We start from the raw sequence: 22,432 nt of genomic DNA, 5'->3' as shown, positions 1-22,432 counted from the left end.
TATTATAAAAAAGACATTTTAAAATTTTTAGAAGAGAAAAAGATATTTTCTGTGATTGGGTATAGACGTTTTCATCGCAATCCTGACCATAAGTTTTTTCGCTATGATTCATCTAGAGATTGTTTTACGGATACACGTACGGGAGAAATTTACACCTACAGAAACATTGATAGACAAGGATATAAGCAGTATCGTATAAGCGATAACAGTAATAAACGGATACTACGTCGAGCGATAGATGCTGATGTATACGATAGATGTCGTGAACGTCGATTATCTACGTTTGGGAAAGCACTATATAAACGACGGAAAGAAACGATTGAGCGTAGCTTTGCAGACTCTAAACAAAATCATGGGTATCGGTTTGCACAATATAGAGGAGTAGCCAAGATGCAGCAGTACACTTGGTTATCTTGTGCTGCCCAAAACATGAAAAAAATGGCAATCCTACTCACGAGAGATAGCCATTTTTTACAATATAGTTCTTTATTTATCATTTTTAAATGCAAAATCCAACATATTTTTCAATTTTTAAAAAATATGTTGGATTTTTTATCGCTATTGTCAACAGTCTGATAAGCCGACATCAACATGTCGGCTTATTTGGTGTTGGTGGCTCCCTTTGGGAAGCCACCAACACTCATTGTCATATATTGTCATAACGATATTATTTTAAAAAGTCTAATATATGTTGCCATGTATGCCAATTAAAGACATCAAAGGCATTGCCATCGCCTAAAATAGAATAGCCAATCATCAACCCTATCACAAGAAACACGCCTACTAAGACAAGCATAAAAATACAATAAAATAAAATACGCAACATATCGTTTTCTAAAAATACTAATTGTGTTGCAGATACTGTTTTTAACGATTTTTTATTGTCTTTGCTCACTATGATTCACTCCTTATGATATAAATAATTGATGTATCTCGTCCATGCTCAATACATTTGGTACTCGTACAATATCGGCACCTAATGCTTTTAACTTCTCATGGAATTTATAATAACCTCTATCTAAATAAACCAACTCCACAACTTGTGTAAAGCCTTCTGCACGCAAACCCGCTAACACTAACGCTGCTGCTGCACGCAAATCAGATGCTGCTACTTCTGCTCCTTGCAAGTCATGTGACGGATTCATAAAAACGGTTTGTCCTTCGATTCTAAAGTCGGCATTCATACGACGCAATTCTTCAAAGTGCATAAAACGATTTTCAAAAACGGTTTCGGTCATGCTTGTCCCTTTATTAGACAATAACTGCGCAATCGTCATTTGAGCTTGCATATCTGTTGGAAAGCCCGGATGAGGCATTGTTTTTACATCGGTTCCTTTTAATACGTCTGGTCCAATGACACGAATACCATTATCTTGCTCTTTAAAAACAACACCCATTTCTGTTAACTTAGACATCAATGGTTTGTTATGATCGGCAATGGCATCTTCAATAAAAATATCTCCTTTTGTAATGGCTGCCGCCATCATAAAGGTACCTGTTTCAATCCTATCTGGAATCACATAATGTGAAGCACCTTTTAATCGTTCCACCCCAACAATACGAATGGTATCTGTACCTGCACCATATACTTTTGCACCCATTTTATTTAAAATATTCGCTAAATCAACAATTTCTGGTTCTCTAGCAACATTTTCAATTACAGTCGTCCCATCTGCTAAAGTTGCTGCCATCATAATATTTTGCGTTGCACCAACACTTGGGAAATCTAAATAAATATGCGCACCTTTTAAAGTTTCAGCGCTTGCTTCAATAAAACCGGCATCTACATTGATTGTGGCACCCAAAGCCTCAAAGCCCTTTAAATGCAAATCAATCGGACGTGTACCAATTGCACAACCTCCCGGTAAGGATACTTTCGCATAGCCTTTACGTGCCAATAACGGCCCCATGACAACAATCGAAGCACGCATTTTACTCACATATTCAAATGGTGCTGTCGTTAACAAGTCCCCCGTTGCATCAATCTCCATCGTATTTGTTTTTTCATCAAACACAAGCGATACATTTAACGCTTTTAAAACATCATTCATTAAATAGACATCAGATAATACAGGAACATTCGCCAAATTTGTCTTTCCTGTTTCTGCTAATAAACTAGAGGCTAAAATAGGCAATACCGCATTTTTAGCACCCTCTACTTTTACTGTTCCGGATAACGATTTACCACCTCGAACAATAATTCTCTCCATAGTAACAACTCCAAATTTTTATTTATCTCTTATCAAATATCCCGTTAAAATAACATGTAACAAGTTCAAGTAAACTCGCACAATCATTATAGCATACTTTACTTAAAAAGGTAGTCTTTCTTACCTGTCACCCTTTTTAAATAAAGGTTGACAAAAAAAGATAAATACGCTACTCTATCCAAAAAGGAGGGCTAATATTGAGTACAAAAAGTTCTGTATTATCCATATTACAGTGCCAGACAGACTATATTTCTGGGACGACATTATCACATCAACTCGATGTAACACGTAATACCATTTGGAAAGCCATTCAAGCATTAAAACAAGAAGGATATATCATTGACACAAATGCCAAAGGTTATAAACTGACTGTCACACCAACACAATTAAACCAGACTTTAATACAAGCAGCATTCCCACAAGGTGATATGTTCACTTACGACAGCATTACATCAACCAATTCTCAAGCAAAGCAATATGCCGATACACTAAAAAAAGATTTTGCTGTATTTATCGCAAACGAACAAACAATGGGAAAAGGCCGATTTGGTAGACCTTTTTACTCTCCTAAACAATCTGGACTATATATGAGTTTACTCTACCCATCAAAAGATATTCAAACATATTTACATTTAGTCACACCCTTAACAGCCATTGCTGTTTTAAAAGCAATTAAAACTGTTACCGGCATCACTCCCTCTATTAAATGGGTGAACGATTTATTTTACCACCAAAAAAAAATAACGGGTATCCTCACAGAAGCCATAACAAATATTGAAACAGGACAAGTTGAACATATCATTATTGGAATTGGCATCAATCTATATAAACCTACCGATTTACCCAACGAATTAAAACATATTTTTGGATACATTAGCGACACACCCATTAACGTCAATGCGTTAGTCATTGCCATTATAGACAATATACTTACCTTATTGGCACAACTCCCAAATACATCCTTTTTGGAAGACTATAAAAAGCATTGTTTTATTCTAGGAAAAAACATCACCGTATATCCTACACAACAAACACACTATACTGCAAAAGCCATTGACATTGACGACAACGGCCAACTCATTATCCAAACAGACGACACACAACTTCACACATTACAATTCGGCGAAATCTCTATTCGCTTTTAAAGGAGAACACTATGAACACTATGAAACCAAAAGACATCACACTCATCAGCCTATTTGCTGTCTTAACATTCGTCAGCAGTTATTTTATACTACCCATTGGACCTGTTCCAGTTACAACACAAACCTTTTTCATTATCGTCACAGGACTCCTATTAAAACCGTTCTCAGCATGTTTAACACAAATCATCAACATCATGCTCATGTGCGTGTTCAAATCGGCGTTTGCTTCACCCACCTTTGGTTTTCTATTAGGTTTTGTTGTCAGTGCAACCATTTTGTCACTTCTGACATACCGTAAGAAAAACATGCTTCTAATAGTTGTCGCAACAATGATTGCATCTATTTGTATCTATTTAGTCGGTATCCCATATTTTGTAGCAACCACACATGGAAAATACACCTTTATAACCGCACTAAGTGTTACATTAACACCTTTTATTATAGGTGACACAATCAAAGCAATAATGGCCATTATTGTTGCCAAAACATTAAGACCTCTTGTCAAAGAGGCTAACTCAAAAAAACAATAAAATAAAAGCCTTTTATATAAACATTTTATCAACATAAAATAAGTAGTGCTCTAACCATGTTAGATGTTAGAGTACTATTTTTTTACTACTACAGCTACCCTCTACCAACATAATTTATGCTATACTAATAAAAAAGATAAAAAGATGAAAATAAAAACACAATTATCGACTATATCGAATCGTTTGAACCAACGAAAACACCTTATTTATGGATAAAACAAAATGGCGTTTTTCATATTTTTGATAGTAAAACAAAAACAACACAAGAAACACCTTACAAAAAATATGGCCTATCACGATTACATCCTCCGATGTAACCATATCCCCATATTCATTCTTTTTAGCAACATCTGATGAAGAACACTATGTATTGGTTAACGCAACTCAATCCTTTACACTGCCAATCAACAAAGACATCTCCATTCAATCACAAATAAAAGCAAGTATTAAAAATGGTGACATAATATTAGAATAACATATGAAAAGAGGTAGAAAATGGACGAGCCATTTTCTACCTCTTTGTCTATCAATACTGATTATGCTTTGTTTGTTGAACCAAAGATATCCATTGTTTCTTTTGTTACTTTCACGATAGCATCAAAACCTGGTTTGATAACTTTACGTGGATCGTATACATCTTTATCTGCATCTAATTTTGCACGAACAGCTGCTGTCCATTGTTGTTGTAATTCTGTGTTAACATTGATTTTAGCATGCCCACGTTCAATCGCTTTTTTGATTTGATATTCTGGAATACCTGAACCACCATGTAATACTAATGGAGCACCAGTTGCATTAGAGATTGCTTCCATTTCATCAAAACCTAAAACTGGTTCACCAGCATACGTACCATGCACAGAACCTAAAGCTGCTGCTAAAGCATCAATATTTGCTTCAGATACCATACGTTTGCATTCTTCTAAATCAGCATATTTAACACCGCCTGTTACGCCGTCTTCAGTACCACCAACAGTACCCACTTCTGCTTCAACAGACGCACCTCTAGGATGTGCGTATGCAACAACTTCTTTTGTTAATTCAATATTTTCATCAATTGGGAAATGAGAATGGTCAAACATTACTGAGCTGAAACCTGCATCAATATATTGTTTACATACGTCAACACTTGATCCATGATCTAAGTGTAATGCTACTGGAACTGTAATATTCATTGTTTCTAACAAAGCATTTACCATAGCTGATACAACTTTAGCACCACCCATATATTTACCAGCACCTTCAGACACACCTAAAATAATTGGTGAATTTGCTTCTTGTGCTGCTGTTAATACTGCTTGTGTCCATTCTAAGTTATTGATATTGAATTGACCAACAGCATATTTTCCTTCTTTAGCTTTGTTTAACATTTCTGTCATACTTACTAAACGACTCATGTCATGTTCCTCCTATTGTGTGAATACACATCACTTATTTTTTACATTTACATTCTAGCAAATTTCATCTTTTTTTTCTATATAATTGTATTTTTACATACGCTATCATTTTAAATTTAATATAAATGTAATGTTAATCCCTTACATATTATTTACATATACTCAAAAAACCCGACAAAGACACGTGTCTTTGTCGGGTTTAAACTGTATGATTATAAACCTTTTGATGTTAAATACATCATAATGAATGTAATGATAAAGAATACAGATAATAATACAAATGTTGCACGTTGCATAAACGCTTCAAAACCACGTGCTTTACGACGAACGAACAATTCCTCTGCTCCCCCTGATAACGAATTTGCTGCATTCGTTTTCGTTGGTTGCATCACAACGGCAATAATAATGATAATAGATAAAATAATTAACAATACTGATAAAAGACTATACATAATTTCCTCCTACACATTTCAATCAAACCCATTCTAGCATATAACACTACGAATTACTAGATATTTATGATAAACTAACTATAAAATATCATTTTACGAGGTTAAATATGACCCAATTTAAACAATTTTATAAAAAAACACAGCGGCAAAGACAAGAAATCCTTGCTTCTTTACCCACGCTAACCGAACAAGATAAACAACTTTTATTTCAAAGCAACAGTTTATCCAGTGATATAGCAAATACCATTACAGAAAATAATATTGGTCTTTACGCCATTCCTCTAGGTGTAGCCCCCGATATAGTCATTGACGGAAAAACATATTTAGCGCCTATGGCAACAGAAGAACCCTCCGTCATTGCTGCGGCTAGTTTTGGTGCACAAATCATCAAAAAAGCTGGTGGGTTTCACATTCTAAAAAATGACCGCTATATGATTGGCGAAATTGCCCTTTGTCAACTCGATGATATAGAGCACGCTAAAATGAATATTGAAGCACAAAAAGACACACTTTTGTCACTAGCCAATCAATCGTATCCATCCATTGTTAAACGAGGCGGTGGTGCAAAAAATCTCTTTATAGATATCAAAACAAGCCAAGACAAGACGCATACTTTTTTAATCATTTACTTAATGGTCGATACCAAAGAAGCGATGGGAGCGAACATATTAAACACAATGCTAGAAGCGATAAAGCCAACCATTGAAACACTGGCGAACCAATCTGCAATTATGTCTATTTTATCAAATTATGCCAACCATTCTTTAACGAGTATCTCTTGCCAAATACCCGTATCTCTTTTAACTACTTTAAACACAAATCTAACAGGTGAACAAGTTCGTGATAAAATCATTCAAGCCTATCAGTTAGCAACAGCAGATATTTATCGTGCAACGACGCATAACAAAGGCATTATGAATGGCATTTCTGCGGTTGTGTTAGCAACGGGAAACGATACACGTGCCATTGAAGCAGGCGCACACGCTTTTGCAACACATACCGGAACTTATCAGCCTTTAACCGTTTGGGAAAAAGCAGATAATGGTGACTTAAAAGGAACGATTACCATTCCTTTACCAGTCGGATATGTTGGTGGCTCGATTAACATTCATCCGAGCGCTGTGCTATCTCAACATATTTCTCAAACCACAAACGCAAAAGAATTAGCAACTTTAATCGCAAGCATCGGTTTAGCACAAAACTTAGCCGCTTTACGTGCTCTCGTTAGTGAAGGTATTCAGCACGGACACATGGCATTACAACTAAAATCGCTAGCCTTATCCGTCGGGGCGACACAAGACGAAATCCCTCTTTTAGTTGAAAAACTAAAACAAGAAAAAGTCGTCAATCAAGAAATCGCTAAAAAACTTTTACAAACATTAAAATAATTTGCATATAGTATCAATACATAAATCATTTTGGAGGCATTATGTTATTTATTATTGGTACTATTTTTGCATCTTTTACACAAGCCATCGCTTATCGCTATGCTCAACAAACACAAACATCTCACCGATCTATGTGTCACCATTGTCATCAACAACTTTATTGGTATCACCTTATCCCCATTTTATCGTACATCCTCACAACTGGAAAATGTACCTTTTGCAAAAAACGTATTCCATTCTACTATCCATGTATGGAATGTTTAGGCGGATTACTGGCGCTCTTTTTACCACATTGTAACACATCTTACACACTCATTCTTATCGCCTTTTTTATTTTTGCACAAATTGATTTAGAATATCAAATCGTACCAAACATATGGCAAGGCCTCTATTTTATTGTAACTCTATTATATTGTGCCATTCCACATCATCGCTTTTATATCAGTATATTGATGCTCTTTTTATATGTCATCATTGATAAACATCTCCCAAATAAAATAGGTGGTGCAGATGTCAAACTATTGCTCATAACATATTTAAACATCGGCATGCTCTCAACCATGTACATCCTATTATACGCCAGTATTTTCGCACTTTTGTATATGTGTATTAAACATCGTTTCAAACAATCTATCGCTTTTGTTCCCTTTTTATGTTTAGGTGCATGTTTACACAGTTATCTTTTATTTATCCACAATTTATATCCACTTATCCACTGATTTTTGTGGATAACTTTGTTCCACAAGATAAAAACACACTTTTTGACTATGTTTCACAAGTTTGTTTTCCACAAATTAACAAAATTGTCCACATTTTTCTTTATCATACGTGAATAAATGAATAATCGTGCCAGTATTTTTATTGACCAACACGATTTTCACCTACGGGAGCATTTATTGCTCACACTAAATATTATTATTTTGATTTGATATATCGCCTTATCTTATATTTAGAGCGATATAAACTGTTCATCCACTTTTTTTCACATTTATATGGATATTTTTGACTATAATAAAAAACTTTCTTTTCTTGATTGGATAATGTTTCATACGCTTCGTCAAAAGTTTCTCGAACAACTAGTACATCAATCGGATTAAGTGCTTGATTATACCGAATGCCCGTATAATTCTCATAAAAGGCATCATCTTGATTCACCATTAAAAAATCTCCCAATCTCTTTGATGCATAATGGTATCTTAATAACTGCTTAAAATGATTATTTAATAAAAAACGGTAAAATGTACTAAACTTAACATTTTTTTGTAAATCATACTTCAGAATTGCATCATACATTACAACACAACATTCTTGTATAAAATCTTCTTTTTCCATATTCGGTAAATAATATTTATTCGCCATTTTGTTCATCAGCGGCTTATATTTTTTTACCAACACATTAAAAGATTGTTCTTCACCCAATAAAAACCGATGAATAAATACTGTATCGTCGATTAACTCATGACTATCCAATAAACATACCCCTTCCTATCAAGGAATTATGATAAACGTCTACCTCTAAATACTTCATACAATAAAATACCCGTAGCCACACTCGCATTTAAACTTTGAACATGCCCTACCATTGGAATGGTTAATAATGCATCTGCACTTTCTTTCACTAAGCGTGACACACCTTTTCCCTCATTTCCAATAACCAACGCTAACGCACCTTTTACTTGCCACGACGTATAAGACTGGCCGCTCATATCTGTTGCAAAAATCCAAACCCCACGTTGTTTCAGATGTTCAATCGTTTGATGTAAATTCGTTACACGCACAACTGGTACATGCTCAATAGCACCCGTAGATGTTTTCGCCACTGTAGATGTTAAACCGACTGCTCGACGTTTTGGAATAATAATGCCATGAACACCTACCGCATCTGCTGTTCTCATAATCGACCCTAAATTATGCGGATCTTCTATGCCATCTAAAATAAGAAAAAAAGGATCTTCTTGTTTGTCTTCTGCTTTCTTAAACAAATCCTCTAATGTGGCATAATCATACGCTGCAACGGCTGCGATAACGCCTTGATGCACACCACCTTGAGATATAGTATCTAATTTCGTTTTAGGCACCGTTTGTATCTGTATCCCTTTTTGTTTTGCTAAAGATATTATGTCAGAAATTTTATCACCAGACAATGTTTCTTGAATAAACAAACGATTCACATCACGATTTCCTTTTAACAACTCAATAATTGGTATGCGACCCATAACAAAATCGTCTAAATCCGGCATCACATGCTGTTCATTCGGTTTTTTTATTGTTTGAACGTGTTTTTTGTCATTATAACGCTCTTTTCGTCTATTTAACGGTTGCTTTTTCATCTTCTTCTCCTATTGTTCTTACACACCAATTTAAAAGGGTATTTAAACGCTCTTCTTCTTTACAAATATGTAAATAACCCATGACCGCCTCAAAACCCGTAGCAATACGATACGTCATAATATCCGTATTTTTAGCACTCGTATGACTTTTCGTATTTCGTCCTCGCTTATAAATATCTATTTCTTTTTCTGTTAAAAATGCCTCTATTGATAACATGCGCATCATCAAAAACGCTTGTGCCTTAGCTGATACATATCGCGTTGCAGCTCTATGTAAATGATTTGGCTTTGTTAATCCTGTAGTTAATAAATAATCTCTAATAAATACTTCATAGACAGCATCTCCTATATATGCCAACGTCAGCCCATTCAAATGTTCAAAATTTTCCATTGATTCTCCTTTTATGACGAATATATTCATTGATAGTATACCACACATCCTAAAACTTTATGAAAATGAATATATTCGCAATAAAAAAGAGGGTGAACAGAGCTTTTAAGCTACCCATTCACCACTTCATTTAGCTATATCCATTAAAGTCTATACAACTATGATAATCTATCTAATAAATACGAAACTTCATACAACACGCCTAAACGTAACACACGCTCATCAATATCAAATTTTTCATGATGATGTCCGTATGCCGTACGTTCATCACTTTGAGAACCTAGTAACGCATATACTCCCGGTACATGTACCAAATAGTCCGCAAAATCATCGGCACCCATACTTTTTCCATAATCAACTACTACACGTTCGATACCCTCAACACGTTGACCAACTTCTGCTGCACATTGCGCCATTTTCTCATCATTAATAACAGGTGCTGCCGCATCATACCAATCAATTTCCACATCACAACGATGTGTTGTTGCAATCCCTTTAACAATACGTGTCACCGCTTCTTGTAAGTAAGCTCTTGTTTCATGACTAAAAGCACGAATAGTCCCCTCTAATATTGCCTCATTTGCAACAATATTATATCTTGAACCTGAATGGAATTTACCAATACCAACAACAGCATTATCTGTTGGAGCTACCTCACGTGCCACAATTGTTTGTAATGCCACAACCACTTCACTTCCTGTTACAAGAGCATCTCGGCCTAGCTGTGGTAACCCAACATGTGAACTACGCCCCGTAATACGAATTTTAAAAATATCACACGAAGCATTAACAGCACCGCCTCGAACATTTAATTGTCCCACAGGTAATCCAGAGTTGACATGGATTGCAAAGGCCTCCTCAACATCAGCAACTTTCCCATGTTTGATAAATTGTTTCGCACCCGCTCCAATTTCTTCAGCAGGTTGAAAGGCAACTTTAACAGTTCCTGAAAAAGTCTGTTTTAACTCATTCAACACAATGGCTGTTCCTAGTCCCATTGCCGTATGCGCATCATGCCCACAAGCATGGCTTAATCCCTCACGCTTGGAAGCATACACCGCACCCGTTTTTTCTTCAATTTCTAAAGCATCAATATCTGCACGTAATAAAATCGTTTTTCCATTTCCTTTTTCCCCTTTCACAATCGCCAAAACACCTGTTTCATCGACTGTTTCATAAGGAATATCATGCTTATCTAATACCTCTTGAATAAATTTACTCGTTTCATATTCTTTCAAACTTGGTTCTGGGTACTGATGAAAATGTCGTCTTAACTCAATTAAATACGGTTCTAACGCCTCTACACGTTGCTGTAATGTCATATTTACGCCTTCTTTCTAAAACACAAAGAGCCGAGATGACATCTCAGCTACCTTGTCTGTCATTATTTTAATGTTGCTTTTTCCCAAACTGGAATACTTGCACCTTTTGTAGATTCTTCAATGATTTTAGCTGTTTCTTTTGTTTGATAGTATTTAATAATCGTTTTGAAAATCTCCTCATTTTCACGACCTTCTTTAACAGCAATAACATTGTAGTATGGTTGAGAAGAATCTGTTACTTCTTCTAAAAATTTTGCTTCTGTTTTTGGATCTAAACCTGCTTCAACCGCATAGCCTGAATTGATAACAGAAATTGCCACTTCATCTAAAGCGCGATATGTTTGACCTGCTGGTAATTCTATAATATCAATATTTTTAGGATTTTCAACAATATTATCTTTTGTCACCAATGTATTTTTCACATCATCTAATTTAATTACACCAGCTGCGTGTAATAAACGTAAAGCACGAGAATTATTTGATGTATCATTTGGAATAGCGACTTTATCTCCGTCTTTTAATTCTGATAATGCAGATAATTTTTTAGAATATACACCCATTGGTGCAATCACTGTGTACGCAATTGGTTTCACATGCGTTCCTTTTTCTTTATTAAATTTTTCTAAATAAATAATCGTTTGGAAAGCATTTAAATCTACACTACCATCTTCAACAGCTGTATTTGGCGTCACATAGTCTTCAAACTCTTTAATTTCTAATTCAATATTTTCTTTCTCTTTTAATTCTTTTTGTAAATAATCCCATTGTTCATGCTTTGTACCATTTACACCAACAACAACCTTTTTAGGCGCTTCTGCTGTTTTTGAATCTTCTTTCGTTGTCGTTGCTGCCCCACACGCTGCTAATGTAATCAATGCTAAACCTGCTACAAAAATATTTTTTAATTTCATAATAAAATTCTCCTCTTCTTTATCTATTTATATATTATTTTGCTTCATTCCAAATAGGAATACTTGCACCCTTTGTAGATTCTTCTAAAACTTTTGCAACCGCATCTGTTTGATAATATTTCACAATAGTTTTTAACACAGCATCATCTTTATTTTTCTCATGTGCCGCAATAAAATTATAATACGGTTTTGATTTCTCCGTTACTTTTTCCAAGAAAATAGCATCTTGTTTTGGTGATTTGCCTGCATCAATCGCTACATCTCCATTAGCAATAGCTACCGCTGCATCATCTAATGAACGAATCGTTTGTGCTGCCGTTACCTCTTTAATATTTAAATTCAATTTATTTTCAGTAATATCTGAAATAGCTGGCAATACACCTTTTGATGCGTCAACTTTAATTAAACCTGCTTCTTGAAGTAAAAGCAATGCACGTCCTCCATTTGAAGCCCCATCTGGAATAATTACCGTATCATTTTCTTTTAATTCAGATACATTTTTGATTTTATTTGAATAAATACCAAGTGGTTGTAATAGTGTCCAACCGATCGGTACAATATGTGTTTTATGTTCTTTATTAAATGTTTCTAAATAACCAACCGTTTGGAAAGCGTTGATATCAACACTACCTTCTTCCAAAGCTGTATTTGGTGTCACATAATCTGTAAATTTCACCAATTCCAACTCAATATTTTCTTTTTCTTTCAATTCTTTTTTCAAATAATCCCAATCTTCATTTTTTTCGCCGTATAGCCCAACTTTAACCACTTTTGGTTGAGAATTTGCTTCGGATTTTTCTGAAGATTGTGTTACACTATTTGTTCCCGTACCACAAGCTCCTAATGTAAAAAGAGCTAATGTACTAATCGCTAATTTTTTCAATGACATATTCATATCCTCCCTTATATTTTTTATTTTGTTGCTCGTCTTTCTAAAAACGATCCAATTGCTTGACTAATAAATACAATGATTAAAATAATGAGTGTGGCAACAATCATCACATCTCCTTGGAAACGATTGTATCCTCTTGAAATTGCTAGGTTTCCTAAACCACCCGCTCCAAAAGCACCTGCCATCGTTGTTAATCCGATTAAACTAATAATCGTTAATGAAGAAGCTCGAATTAAACTAGGTAGACCTTCTTTTAAATAAACTCTAAAAATAATATCAACAGGTGTACATCCCATGGCAACAGACGCCTCAATCACACCATAATCAACTTCTAATAAAGCCAACTCAACTTGTCGTGCAAAAAACGGAATGGTTGCTACTGTTAATGGAACAATCGCACCCGCAATACCGATACTTGTACCAACCAATAATCGTGTAAATGGAATAATTAACATGGATAAAATTAAAAACGGAATCGAACGAAATACATTGACTAATTTATCCAAAAGATAATACAAAGTTTTATTTTCTAAAATACCTTGACGTCTTGTCACAACAAGAGAAACACCCAACGCAATCCCTAAAACAAAAGCAATACCTCCTGAAATTAACGTCATTAAAATCGTTTCACTCGTACTTTTAATAATCTCCTGAAACACACGCTCATCAATATTTGGAAATACTGGTCTTAAATCCATTATGCTTGCCCTCCTTTTCTTAAATCTTGTAAAATATCAGCTTTTGCACCACTCTCTTGAATATACTCTATTGCATTCGTTACATTTTCATGCAACCCAGACAGCGCAACAAGTAATGTTCCAACCGCTGTTTCTTGAACCACTTCCACATTCCCAAATAAAATATTCGCTGAAACTTGATAATGTGTCGATAACTTCGTAATCAAAGGCTCTCCTGTCGATGTCCCAACAAATGAAATCTTCACTAACACATCTCCGTTATTTAAATTTAATAAATGTTGATGACTTAGTACCGTTTCAATACCTTTATTGATATGTGTCGCCGTATCAATAAAATCTTTCGTCAAATCATTCTTCGGATTTGTAAAAATATCTAAAACCGTTCCTTTTTCAATGACACGCCCATTTTCCATAATGGCAACTTTATTACAAATCTCTTTTACCACCTGCATCTCATGTGTGATAATCACAATCGTTATACCCAATTTTTGATTCACTTCTTTTAATAATTCCAAAATAGAATACGTCGTTTTTGGGTCTAGCGCACTCGTTGCCTCATCACACAACAACACATCCGGATCATTCGCCAATGCTCTAGCAATGGCAACCCTTTGCTTTTGTCCACCAGATAACTGACGTGGATAAGATGCCGACTTATCTAAAAGCCCAACTAATTGTAATAATCCATCTACTTTTTCTTTAATTTCTGTTTTGGATAAATTCGATTTTTTCAGTGGAAATGCCACATTATCAAATACAGAAAGATTATTCATTAAATTAAAATGTTGAAAAATCATTCCTATTTTTTTACGTGCCTCACGCAATCCACTAGGACTTAGCTCCGTTAAATCGACACCGGATACCGTTACCTTTCCGGTTGTTAATTTTTGCAACAAATTGATTGTACGAACCAATGTACTCTTACCAGCACCACTATATCCAATAATGCCGTAAATATCACCGTCTTCAATCGTTAAATTCACATTATCCACGGCAACAATCTCTTTACTTCCTTGATGAAACGTTACCCCTACATCCTTTAAAACAATCATGTCAATCTCCTTTCAAAACAAAAAACTCGTCCTTTTACTAGTCTTGCTAGTAAAAGGACGAGCGTTATATCATTATAATCTCGTGTTACCACCTTTATTCGCTTATATATCACTATATAAGCCTCACCCAGTACGATATACACACGTATATTTATACTGTGTCACTGTAACGGGTGCATCCGTGTTACCTTAATCATTCGGGTAACCCACTCAGTAGCCATTTTCAAACAAATACTTGTACTTACTTTCACCACACGTAAGCTCTCTAAAACAATTTTTTGATTTACTTTCTACTTCATTGTGTTTCGATACGTTGACTATACAAGAAACTTAATCATCTGTCAACACTTTTTTTATTTTTATTTAATATTCTTAAACTTGCTCCCATAAAAATAGTACCAACAAATAAAATAACAAACGACTGATGTTCACCTGTTTTTGGTAATAATACTTCTTTTGTTTTAGCATCTGATTTTTCTGAAACAGCTACTGTTGTAGTCGTAGACGGTACTCTTATAAAAGGAAAACGGAAAATTGGTTTTTCTTCGGCAAAAGCTGGTGCTCCCGTTTCATGTACACGTGCTTTTTCTATATCTTCTTTTGATTTGTAAACCTTTCTACCTTCAGCGAATGAAGATACTTTTTCACCTTTAGCTTCTAAGTTTTTAATATATTGAACAAAAACTTCTGTATCTGGATCAATAGCACCTAATAATGTTGCTTTAGGGAAAACACTAAATCCATCTCCACCACCATATAAAAAGTCATTTATGACAACTTTATATGTTTTTGTTAAATCTAATGGTTGCCCATCTTCTGTATAAACTTTATGTACTTTATACTTGATACCCTCTGCATTATCATCCGCATCAGTATACTCATATCTCAAACCAGAAACTTGTAAGAAATAGCGTTCTTCTTCATCATATTGTTGATTTAATGCATCAACAATTTGTTGACCCGTTAAAGACACCACTTGCAAAATATTACCAAATGGTTGTACGGCTTGAGCAGCACCCCACGTAATACTACCGTCTTCTTGTACAGCCAAATCTGCACGAATACCACCATTATTTGTCATCGCAAAATCAACAGCATAGCCAGATAATTTAGCAATCGCTCTTTGTGCATCAGTCACAAGATTACCCACAGCTGATTCTTTTGTAGATGATAACTCTCTAGTAATCGGCTGATTTGTTTCTGCCGTACCAATTTTAGAATCTGTTACTTGCTTAGCTAATGCTGTTGCTTCATCAACAAGAGCTTTAACTTCATTGTTTTCTGGTAAATCACTCGTTACAGCCGTCACTTTTCCTGTTGGAACAGATTTAAAGTCACCTGTTGTTGTGTCATATACACCTTGAACATCTGCGTATGCTTTACCTTGAGATAAAGCCTGTACAATACGTGTATGTTCAGCTACACCACTTGTATACACATGATTATGTCCAGCAAACACAACATCGACACTATTATCCGGATCTAGTGCATTCACTTTTTTAATCATATCTGCTGCCCAAAATTGAGCCACATCATCTTTACTTGTAGAAGGGACATGCGCTAATACAACAATCGCATTGACACCATTTTCACGAAGCTCTCTTGCATATTTTACAATCGTTTCAGCTTCATCTAAATACGTATAATTTTCATAATTCTTTTTCAAAACTAAATTTGGAATTTCTGTTGTGACAACACCAATAAATCCAATTTTTACTTTTTCATTGTTAACTTCTATTTCTTTAATCGCATAAGGTTTCCAGTTAAATGGAATAGCTCCACTTTTATCAACCACATTCCCAATGACTAATGTCATATTAGATGCCTCATGCGGATAATTATCCACAATCGAATAAAATTTATTTGGCTCAGGTGCTTGACCGGTTAAAATGCGATTAAACTCTTCTAAACCTTCATCAAACTCATGATTACCAAGTGTTCCAAATTCAAATTTCATACGATTAAAAATACGAACAGTTGGTTCATCTTGTAACAAAGCAGAATTAGCAGGACTAGCACCAACCATATCACCAGCTTGCACACGAATACTTTGCCCATTTTGTGCATTCGCTAAAAATGAATCTCTCGCATTATCCAATGCTGTTGCTAATTTTGCTGCACCACCCGTATTTGATATTTTCCCCTCAGGCATATAGGCTGTACCGCCCAATGTTAACGCTCCGTGAAAATCATTGACACCTAATAATTGAATAGGCACCTCTGCCGCATACGCTGTTGTTGATAAACCACAAACAATTCCACAGACAAATAAGCCTTTCATCCATTTTTTTACACTCATAATACCCCTCCAATAATATTTTACCTAACACATCATTTTTTAATGTTCGGATATTTTATATTATACTGATTTAAAAAATGATTTTCAAGAATATTTACAACTAAAAAACAAACAATTTTTATATCTCCAAATAAAAAAACCGGATTTAAAATAAAACATCTGAAGGTTGATAAATAATTATTTTTATGTAAACAAATAAAAATACAACACTATATTAAAAAGGTGGTGAATGTCTAACGCCATTCACCACCAATATCATTGTAAAAAAATTATAATTCTATTTTCTCCCACATCATTTGCAAACGGCAAATATCACCAATACAATGACGTGTCACATCACCGTCTATTTGTGTGTAACATACATGCACATCTGTTTCTGTCATTTCTTTATCATAGACAATACTAATCTGTTTTGGCTGATGATGCATTAAAAACTCCGGTTGAATAGATGTCATCACAAAATCCATATATACAGCATTGTTAATATGCTGATTTTCATCAATATCTACATACCGTGGGAAACACGGCGTTACCGTATAAGGCTCAGAAAGTGATTTAAATGCTAATTTTGTCATTTGAATATTTTTCTCTATTTTTTCCGAACCATAAGGTTCCAATAACTCCTCAACAATACGCACCATTTTTCTTTGTAACAAATCCACCATGGCAAAACGTATCATCGTCTGAATAATCAATTCACCTTCATGGTATACTTTAAACATTCTATACGTAAAAAATTGATTATATCCGACTGGCTCCGTTTCAATATCTATCACATCGTGTGCGTTGGGCAATCGTTTAATAGATAAATCATGTTGTAAAATAAACCACGATAAATGTTTTTCTTTTAAAACATTTTGATTATCATATAACAGATTTGTTTGTTTCCCCGACACATGTAAAAGAAGTCGAATAAGCATAGAAATACTTAATTTTCCATATCTATCTACTTCATAATTTTTTATTTCAAAAGATTCTCTGTATACTTTTCCCATAGTTATCCACCTAACTTATCCACATATTCACATTTTTATCCACATTTTCTGTGGATAACTATCTAAACTGCGTTTGATATAACTGATAATACAACCCTTTTTGATGCATCAATTCCTCATGGCTACCCTGTTCTTGAATACCATTTTCAGTCATAAAGATAATTCTATCCGCATGTTGAATCGTTGCTAATCTATGCGCAATAATCAATGTTGTTCTTCCTTGTGCTAATTCATCAAAAGATTCTTGAATAACTTTTTCCGTATGACTATCCAAAGCACTTGTCGCCTCGTCTAAAATAAGCACATCTGGATTTTTTAAAAAAATACGGGCAATAGATAAACGTTGTTTCTGCCCACCAGATAAGCGAACGCCTCTTTCACCAATTTCGGTATCAATACCATTTGGCATTTTTTCAATCACATCTAATAAATGTGCTCGTTTCACTGCCTCCCACACTTCTTCATCAGTAGCATCTAATTTACCATATAAAATATTTTCTTTAATCGTGCCACCAAACAGAAAAATATCCTGTTGTACAATACCAATGCGTTTTCTTAACGAATGTTGTGTCATATCCTTAATAGAGATTCCATTAACAAGAATATCCCCACTACTTGCCTCATAAAACCGTGGTAATAAATGACACAACGTTGATTTTCCTACACCACTCGGTCCAACAAGAGCCACTTTTTCTCCTTCACGAATAGATAAATGAATGTCCTTTAACACAACATTCTCATCATTATATTGAAAAGAAACATGATCATAGACAATATCGCCTTTTAATGTTTCAATATCAATCGCATTTGGACTATCAACAATTTCAGGTTCTCTAGCAAGTTCTTCGGTAAATCGTTGAAATCCTGCTAATCCCTTAGGATACATTTCAATCATAATATTGATAAGCTCAATCGGCCTAACAAAAACATTTGTCAATAAAATAAAACCTGTAAAAACACCCGGCGATAAGTTATCATGAATTGTAAAATACGCCCCAAAAAGCAATGCAAACAAATTCACTAAACGAATTAGCAAATAATTAAACGACGACACATTTCCCATTGTTTTATAAAACTGTCTTTTTGCTTTTTTATAAATGATAATCAATCGTTTAAATTTTTCTTTTTCATACGCTTCATTTGAAAATGCCTTAACAACACGAATACCACTAATTGTATTTTCTAACCCAACATTAAACTCTGCTAAATTTTCATAAATACGTGTATTGATTTTTTTCATTTTACGACTAAAAATAGCTACCGCAACAGCCATTAAAGGCACTAAAATACTCGTTAAAATCGCTAAAGTCGGATGAATTTGATACATCAACACAAAACCACCAACAAAAGTCATGCACGTCACAAATAAATCTTCTGGACCATGATGTGCCAATTCACTAATTTCAAATAAATCACTTGTCAATCGACTCATCAATGTACCTGTTTTCGTTTCATCAAAATAACGAAAAGATTGTTTTTCAATATGTTCAAATAATTCATAGCGCATATCGTTTTCAATATACACACCAAGTAAATGACCAAAATAAACCACAATATATTTTAAATAAGTATTCAACAAATAAAAACCTAATAATCCGATTGATACAAATAAAACAGTTGAAAAATGATTTTGAGGCACAATCGTATCAATAACATACTTCACAACAATAGGAAATAACAATTCTAAAATAGCTGCCAAAACAGCACACCCAAAATCTAAAAAAAATAATTTTTTATAAGGTCTATAATAACGGTAAAATCTTCTTAACATTTCCCTCTCCTTATGAATAAATCGTGTTGGAATAAAAATTCCAACACGATAAAATACTATAAAATACTATTGATATGCTCCAAACATTTTTCTTTACCTAATGCTTCAATAGCTTTTCCTAACTCTGGACCATGTGTTTGTCCACTGACAGACACACGAATTGGCATAAATAAGTTTTTACCTTTAATGCCTGTTTCTTTTTGCACACTCTTAATTGCTGCAGAAATTTCTGCTTCATGGAATGGCACCAATACTTCCAATCGTTCTTTGAACGCTTCGATAACTGTTTTGGCTGTTTCTGCTTCTAACACTTCTTTTGCTTCATCTGATAAATGTAATTCATCTTCGAAGAAAAATTTCACTAAATCAACAATTTCCGCACCATAACTAATTTGCTCATGGAATAATTTTACAATTTTTGCTACATGAACAAGTTCTAATTCAGACACCGGTTCTTTCACATATCCTGCTTCAATTAAATGAGGCATTGCCAATTCAACAACACGGTGTAAAGATTGTTTTTTCATATAAACATTGTTGACCCACTCTAATTTTTTCGCATCAAATGCCGCTGGCGATTTACTCAAACGTTTTTCATCAAATAATTTAATAATATCTTCTTGATCAAAGATTTCCTCTTCACCCACTGGTGACCAACCTAATAATGCAATAAAGTTAAACATCGCTTCAGGTAGATACCCCAAGTTTTTGTATTGTTCAATAAATTGTAATACTGACTCATCACGTTTAGATAATTTTTTACCCGTTTGACTATTCATAATCAATGTCATATGTCCAAATTGAGGTCTTTCCCAACCAAATGCATCATAAATCATCAACTGCTTCGGTGTATTCGCAATATGTTCATCTCCACGCAACACATGTGTAATATCCATAAAATGATCGTCCACAACTACCGCAAAATTATACGTTGGCATACCGTCACGTTTTAAAATAACGAAATCTCCACCAATACTTTTTGATTCAAACGAAATATCACCTTTTACAAGATCATTAAACGCAAATACTTGATTTTCTGGTACACGGAAACGAATAACAGGTGTACGTCCTTCTGCCTCAAAGGCTTGTCTTTCTTCCTCTGTTAAATGCGCATGGGCACCATTATAATGTGGCATTTCTCCACGTGCCTGTTGTCTTTCTCTTTCAGCCTCTAATTCTTCTTCTGTACAATAGCATTTGTAAGCTTTATCTTCTTTTAATAATTGTTCAATCAGTGGGTTGTAAATATGCTCTCTTTCTGATTGACGATATGGAGCATATTTTTCATTTGGTTTATCCGGACCTTCGTCCCATGTAATACCTAACCAATCTAAGTTTTCTAACTGACTTTTTTCTCCGTGCTCTATATTACGTTTTTTATCCGTATCTTCAATACGAATAATAAATTCACCACCATGATGTCTAGCAAATAAATAATTGAATAATGCTGTTCGAGCATTCCCAATATGTAGATTTCCTGTTGGACTTGGTGCATAGCGTAATCTCATTTTTTTAGACATGTGTATCCTTCTTTCTATCCTTTATGATGTTCTTTTATTTTTCTTTGTGAATGAATTGGTTTTGCAAAAACCATGCGTCCCGCTGCCGTTTGCAACGCACTCGTTACGACAACATCTAGCTGCTCATTCATATAATGTTTTCCATCTTCAACAACAATCATCGTACCGTCTTCCATGTACGCAATGCCTTGCTGACGCTCACTTCCGTCTTTGACAATTAATACCGTCATCTCTTCTCCAGGCAAGACAACCGGTTTAATTGCATTGGCTAATTCATTGACATTTAACACTTTTACATTTTGAAATTCACAAACTTTGTTCAAATTATAGTCATTCGTTAAGACCGTACCTTCTAAAACTTTGGCTAATTTCACAAGTTTGCTATCTACTTCTGGAATATCTTCAAAATCTCCCTCGTAAATATCAACAGTGATACTTTCTGATTTTTGCAATCTATTCAAAATATCTAACCCACGTCGACCTTTTGCTCTTTTTAATGAATCTGCCGAATCTGCAATATATTGCAACTCATGAACAACAAATAATGGTACAACTAAAGTTCCTTCCAAAAAACCCGTATCAACAATATCGGCAATACGACCATCTATAATCACGCTCGTATCCAATACTTTATGTCGATAAAATGTATCGCCCTCTCGTCTTTGTAAAATTTCAGTTTCAACTTGTTGAGGTTTTAATTGCTGCGCAACTTTTTTCCAATTATCTGGACGTCTTGTTCCAACACGGAATCCTAAATAGCCAAAAGATACGATTAAGACAACTGGTAAAATATCCGAAACACCGGGTATTTGAATATAATTAAAAATAATACTCAATAAGGTACCAATCACCAATCCAACAATAGCACCTATACTTCCGAATAATAAATACAATGGTGATTTATTATCTAAAAATTTTTCAACTGACTCTAATATAGCAATAATCTTATTCGATAAGAGAAATGAACATAATAAACCAAAAATACCACCAATTACAATATTTGTAATATCTTTTTCGAATAAGCCATGCTTCATGGATAATAGTTCCCACACCGTTGGTAACCATAATAACGCAACACTACTACCAACGAGGGTGAAAATAAAATGTATAATATATTTTCCAATATTTTTTT

22 protein-coding genes and 1 other annotated feature are annotated in these 22,432 nt (G+C 34.5%); of the genes, 5 read left to right on the top strand and 17 right to left on the bottom strand.

Annotated features, from left to right (window positions below):
• Window positions 1-576: transposase (locus GMA11_RS03895; RefSeq protein ID WP_205422884.1), on the top strand; the 576-nt coding region annotated here is incomplete at its 5' end.
• Between the two features lie 91 nt (window positions 577-667).
• Here the strand turns inward: GMA11_RS03895 and GMA11_RS03890 are convergent.
• Together GMA11_RS03890 and murA are read right to left on the bottom strand one after the other, a co-directional pair.
• Complete coding sequence (locus GMA11_RS03890) at window positions 668-895, bottom strand: DNA-directed RNA polymerase subunit beta (RefSeq protein WP_345940878.1); 228 nt, start codon at window positions 893-895, stop codon at window positions 668-670.
• Window positions 896-908: 13 nt separating this feature from the next.
• Window positions 909-2,210, bottom strand: coding sequence for a UDP-N-acetylglucosamine 1-carboxyvinyltransferase (gene murA / locus GMA11_RS03885; RefSeq protein ID WP_163545906.1), 1,302 nt, complete (start codon window positions 2,208-2,210; stop codon window positions 909-911).
• A gap of 197 nt (window positions 2,211-2,407) precedes the next feature.
• On the opposite strand from murA, the gene GMA11_RS03880 reads away from it, so the two are divergent.
• Both GMA11_RS03880 and GMA11_RS03875 read left to right on the top strand, forming a co-directional pair.
• Window positions 2,408-3,355, top strand: a complete 948-nt coding sequence (locus tag GMA11_RS03880; protein WP_163545905.1) for a biotin--[acetyl-CoA-carboxylase] ligase — start codon at window positions 2,408-2,410, stop codon at window positions 3,353-3,355.
• Between the two features lie 11 nt (window positions 3,356-3,366).
• Window positions 3,367-3,885 (top strand): biotin transporter BioY, encoded by a 519-nt coding sequence (locus GMA11_RS03875; RefSeq protein WP_163545904.1) that lies wholly within the window; start codon window positions 3,367-3,369, stop codon window positions 3,883-3,885.
• Between the two features lie 536 nt (window positions 3,886-4,421).
• Here GMA11_RS03875 and fba read toward each other — a convergent pair.
• Complete coding sequence (gene fba / locus GMA11_RS03870) at window positions 4,422-5,279, bottom strand: class II fructose-1,6-bisphosphate aldolase (RefSeq protein ID WP_163545903.1); 858 nt, start codon at window positions 5,277-5,279, stop codon at window positions 4,422-4,424.
• Between the two features lie 212 nt (window positions 5,280-5,491).
• Window positions 5,492-5,731 carry a preprotein translocase subunit SecG gene (gene secG / locus GMA11_RS03865; RefSeq protein ID WP_163545902.1) on the bottom strand — a complete coding sequence of 80 codons (240 nt, stop codon included), beginning with the start codon at window positions 5,729-5,731 and terminating at the stop codon, window positions 5,492-5,494.
• Window positions 5,732-5,838: 107 nt separating this feature from the next.
• Between secG and GMA11_RS03860 the strand changes: the two genes are divergently transcribed.
• Together GMA11_RS03860 and GMA11_RS03855 are read left to right on the top strand one after the other, a co-directional pair.
• A complete protein-coding gene (locus GMA11_RS03860) occupies window positions 5,839-7,119 on the top strand; it encodes a hydroxymethylglutaryl-CoA reductase, degradative (RefSeq protein WP_163545901.1) in 1,281 nt (426 codons plus the stop codon).
• A 41-nt stretch (window positions 7,120-7,160) separates the two neighbouring features.
• On the top strand, window positions 7,161-7,838 hold the full coding sequence (locus tag GMA11_RS03855; protein WP_163545900.1) for an A24 family peptidase: 678 nt from the start codon (window positions 7,161-7,163) through the stop codon (window positions 7,836-7,838).
• 196 nt (window positions 7,839-8,034) lie between these two features.
• On the opposite strand, the gene GMA11_RS03850 is transcribed toward GMA11_RS03855, so the two are convergent.
• From GMA11_RS03850 to GMA11_RS03790, 13 genes are all read right to left on the bottom strand, one after another.
• The gene (locus GMA11_RS03850) at window positions 8,035-8,589 is read right to left on the bottom strand and encodes a sigma factor (protein ID WP_163545899.1); all 555 of its coding nucleotides are present in this window, start codon (window positions 8,587-8,589) and stop codon (window positions 8,035-8,037) included.
• A 26-nt stretch (window positions 8,590-8,615) separates the two neighbouring features.
• Entirely contained in the window at window positions 8,616-9,359 is a 744-nt protein-coding gene (rlmB, locus tag GMA11_RS03845) for a 23S rRNA (guanosine(2251)-2'-O)-methyltransferase RlmB (RefSeq protein WP_163545911.1), read from the bottom strand.
• A gap of 67 nt (window positions 9,360-9,426) precedes the next feature.
• A complete protein-coding gene (locus GMA11_RS03840) occupies window positions 9,427-9,840 on the bottom strand; it encodes a Mini-ribonuclease 3 (RefSeq protein WP_163545898.1) in 414 nt (137 codons plus the stop codon).
• A 158-nt stretch (window positions 9,841-9,998) separates the two neighbouring features.
• Window positions 9,999-11,162 carry a M20 family metallopeptidase gene (locus GMA11_RS03835; RefSeq protein ID WP_163545897.1) on the bottom strand — a complete coding sequence of 388 codons (1,164 nt, stop codon included), beginning with the start codon at window positions 11,160-11,162 and terminating at the stop codon, window positions 9,999-10,001.
• A gap of 62 nt (window positions 11,163-11,224) precedes the next feature.
• Window positions 11,225-12,073 carry a MetQ/NlpA family ABC transporter substrate-binding protein gene (locus tag GMA11_RS03830; protein ID WP_163545896.1) on the bottom strand — a complete coding sequence of 283 codons (849 nt, stop codon included), beginning with the start codon at window positions 12,071-12,073 and terminating at the stop codon, window positions 11,225-11,227.
• A gap of 34 nt (window positions 12,074-12,107) precedes the next feature.
• On the bottom strand, window positions 12,108-12,962 hold the full coding sequence (locus GMA11_RS03825; RefSeq protein ID WP_163545895.1) for a MetQ/NlpA family ABC transporter substrate-binding protein: 855 nt from the start codon (window positions 12,960-12,962) through the stop codon (window positions 12,108-12,110).
• A gap of 23 nt (window positions 12,963-12,985) precedes the next feature.
• Window positions 12,986-13,663: a methionine ABC transporter permease gene (locus GMA11_RS03820; protein ID WP_163545894.1), complete on the bottom strand. Its 678-nt coding sequence runs from the start codon at window positions 13,661-13,663 to the stop codon at window positions 12,986-12,988.
• Window positions 13,663-14,715 carry a methionine ABC transporter ATP-binding protein gene (locus GMA11_RS03815; protein WP_163545893.1) on the bottom strand — a complete coding sequence of 351 codons (1,053 nt, stop codon included), beginning with the start codon at window positions 14,713-14,715 and terminating at the stop codon, window positions 13,663-13,665. The genes GMA11_RS03820 and GMA11_RS03815 overlap by 1 nt, the downstream gene beginning before the upstream one ends.
• A gap of 50 nt (window positions 14,716-14,765) precedes the next feature.
• Window positions 14,766-15,023: a binding site (T-box leader), on the bottom strand.
• A gap of 26 nt (window positions 15,024-15,049) precedes the next feature.
• On the bottom strand, window positions 15,050-17,014 hold the full coding sequence (locus GMA11_RS03810) for a bifunctional metallophosphatase/5'-nucleotidase (RefSeq protein WP_163545892.1): 1,965 nt from the start codon (window positions 17,012-17,014) through the stop codon (window positions 15,050-15,052).
• Between the two features lie 269 nt (window positions 17,015-17,283).
• Entirely contained in the window at window positions 17,284-18,009 is a 726-nt protein-coding gene (locus tag GMA11_RS03805) for an acyl-[acyl-carrier-protein] thioesterase (RefSeq protein ID WP_163545891.1), read from the bottom strand.
• A 58-nt stretch (window positions 18,010-18,067) separates the two neighbouring features.
• The gene (locus GMA11_RS03800; protein ID WP_163545890.1) at window positions 18,068-19,780 is read right to left on the bottom strand and encodes an ABC transporter ATP-binding protein; all 1,713 of its coding nucleotides are present in this window, start codon (window positions 19,778-19,780) and stop codon (window positions 18,068-18,070) included.
• Window positions 19,781-19,836: 56 nt separating this feature from the next.
• A complete protein-coding gene (gene gltX / locus GMA11_RS03795; RefSeq protein ID WP_163545889.1) occupies window positions 19,837-21,300 on the bottom strand; it encodes a glutamate--tRNA ligase in 1,464 nt (487 codons plus the stop codon).
• A 14-nt stretch (window positions 21,301-21,314) separates the two neighbouring features.
• A complete protein-coding gene (locus GMA11_RS03790; protein ID WP_163545910.1) occupies window positions 21,315-22,424 on the bottom strand; it encodes a PIN/TRAM domain-containing protein in 1,110 nt (369 codons plus the stop codon).
• Between the last annotated feature and the right edge of the window lie 8 nt (window positions 22,425-22,432).

Source organism: Granulicatella sp. zg-ZJ (assembly GCF_010892355.1).
In the GTDB taxonomy this organism is placed as follows: domain Bacteria; phylum Bacillota; class Bacilli; order Lactobacillales; family Aerococcaceae; genus WM01.
This window is presented reverse-complemented; position numbering and strand designations above follow the sequence as displayed.

Coding starts and splice junctions, on each gene's coding strand:
- murA (WP_163545906.1), bottom strand. CDS start 2,210: ATGGAGAGAATTATTGTTCGAGGTGGTAAATCGTTATCCGGAACAGTA.
- secG (WP_163545902.1), bottom strand. CDS start 5,731: ATGTATAGTCTTTTATCAGTATTGTTAATTATTTTATCTATTATCATT.
- gltX (WP_163545889.1), bottom strand. CDS start 21,300: ATGTCTAAAAAAATGAGATTACGCTATGCACCAAGTCCAACAGGAAAT.
- GMA11_RS03825 (WP_163545895.1), bottom strand. CDS start 12,962: ATGTCATTGAAAAAATTAGCGATTAGTACATTAGCTCTTTTTACATTA.
- GMA11_RS03855 (WP_163545900.1), top strand. CDS start 7,161: ATGTTATTTATTATTGGTACTATTTTTGCATCTTTTACACAAGCCATC.
- GMA11_RS03835 (WP_163545897.1), bottom strand. CDS start 11,162: ATGACATTACAGCAACGTGTAGAGGCGTTAGAACCGTATTTAATTGAG.
- GMA11_RS03800 (WP_163545890.1), bottom strand. CDS start 19,780: ATGTTAAGAAGATTTTACCGTTATTATAGACCTTATAAAAAATTATTT.
- fba (WP_163545903.1), bottom strand. CDS start 5,279: ATGAGTCGTTTAGTAAGTATGACAGAAATGTTAAACAAAGCTAAAGAA.
- GMA11_RS03820 (WP_163545894.1), bottom strand. CDS start 13,663: ATGGATTTAAGACCAGTATTTCCAAATATTGATGAGCGTGTGTTTCAG.
- GMA11_RS03840 (WP_163545898.1), bottom strand. CDS start 9,840: ATGGAAAATTTTGAACATTTGAATGGGCTGACGTTGGCATATATAGGA.
- GMA11_RS03860 (WP_163545901.1), top strand. CDS start 5,839: ATGACCCAATTTAAACAATTTTATAAAAAAACACAGCGGCAAAGACAA.
- GMA11_RS03830 (WP_163545896.1), bottom strand. CDS start 12,073: ATGAAATTAAAAAATATTTTTGTAGCAGGTTTAGCATTGATTACATTA.
- GMA11_RS03815 (WP_163545893.1), bottom strand. CDS start 14,715: ATGATTGTTTTAAAGGATGTAGGGGTAACGTTTCATCAAGGAAGTAAA.
- GMA11_RS03810 (WP_163545892.1), bottom strand. CDS start 17,014: ATGAGTGTAAAAAAATGGATGAAAGGCTTATTTGTCTGTGGAATTGTT.
- rlmB (WP_163545911.1), bottom strand. CDS start 9,359: ATGCCGGATTTAGACGATTTTGTTATGGGTCGCATACCAATTATTGAG.
- GMA11_RS03805 (WP_163545891.1), bottom strand. CDS start 18,009: ATGGGAAAAGTATACAGAGAATCTTTTGAAATAAAAAATTATGAAGTA.
- GMA11_RS03875 (WP_163545904.1), top strand. CDS start 3,367: ATGAACACTATGAAACCAAAAGACATCACACTCATCAGCCTATTTGCT.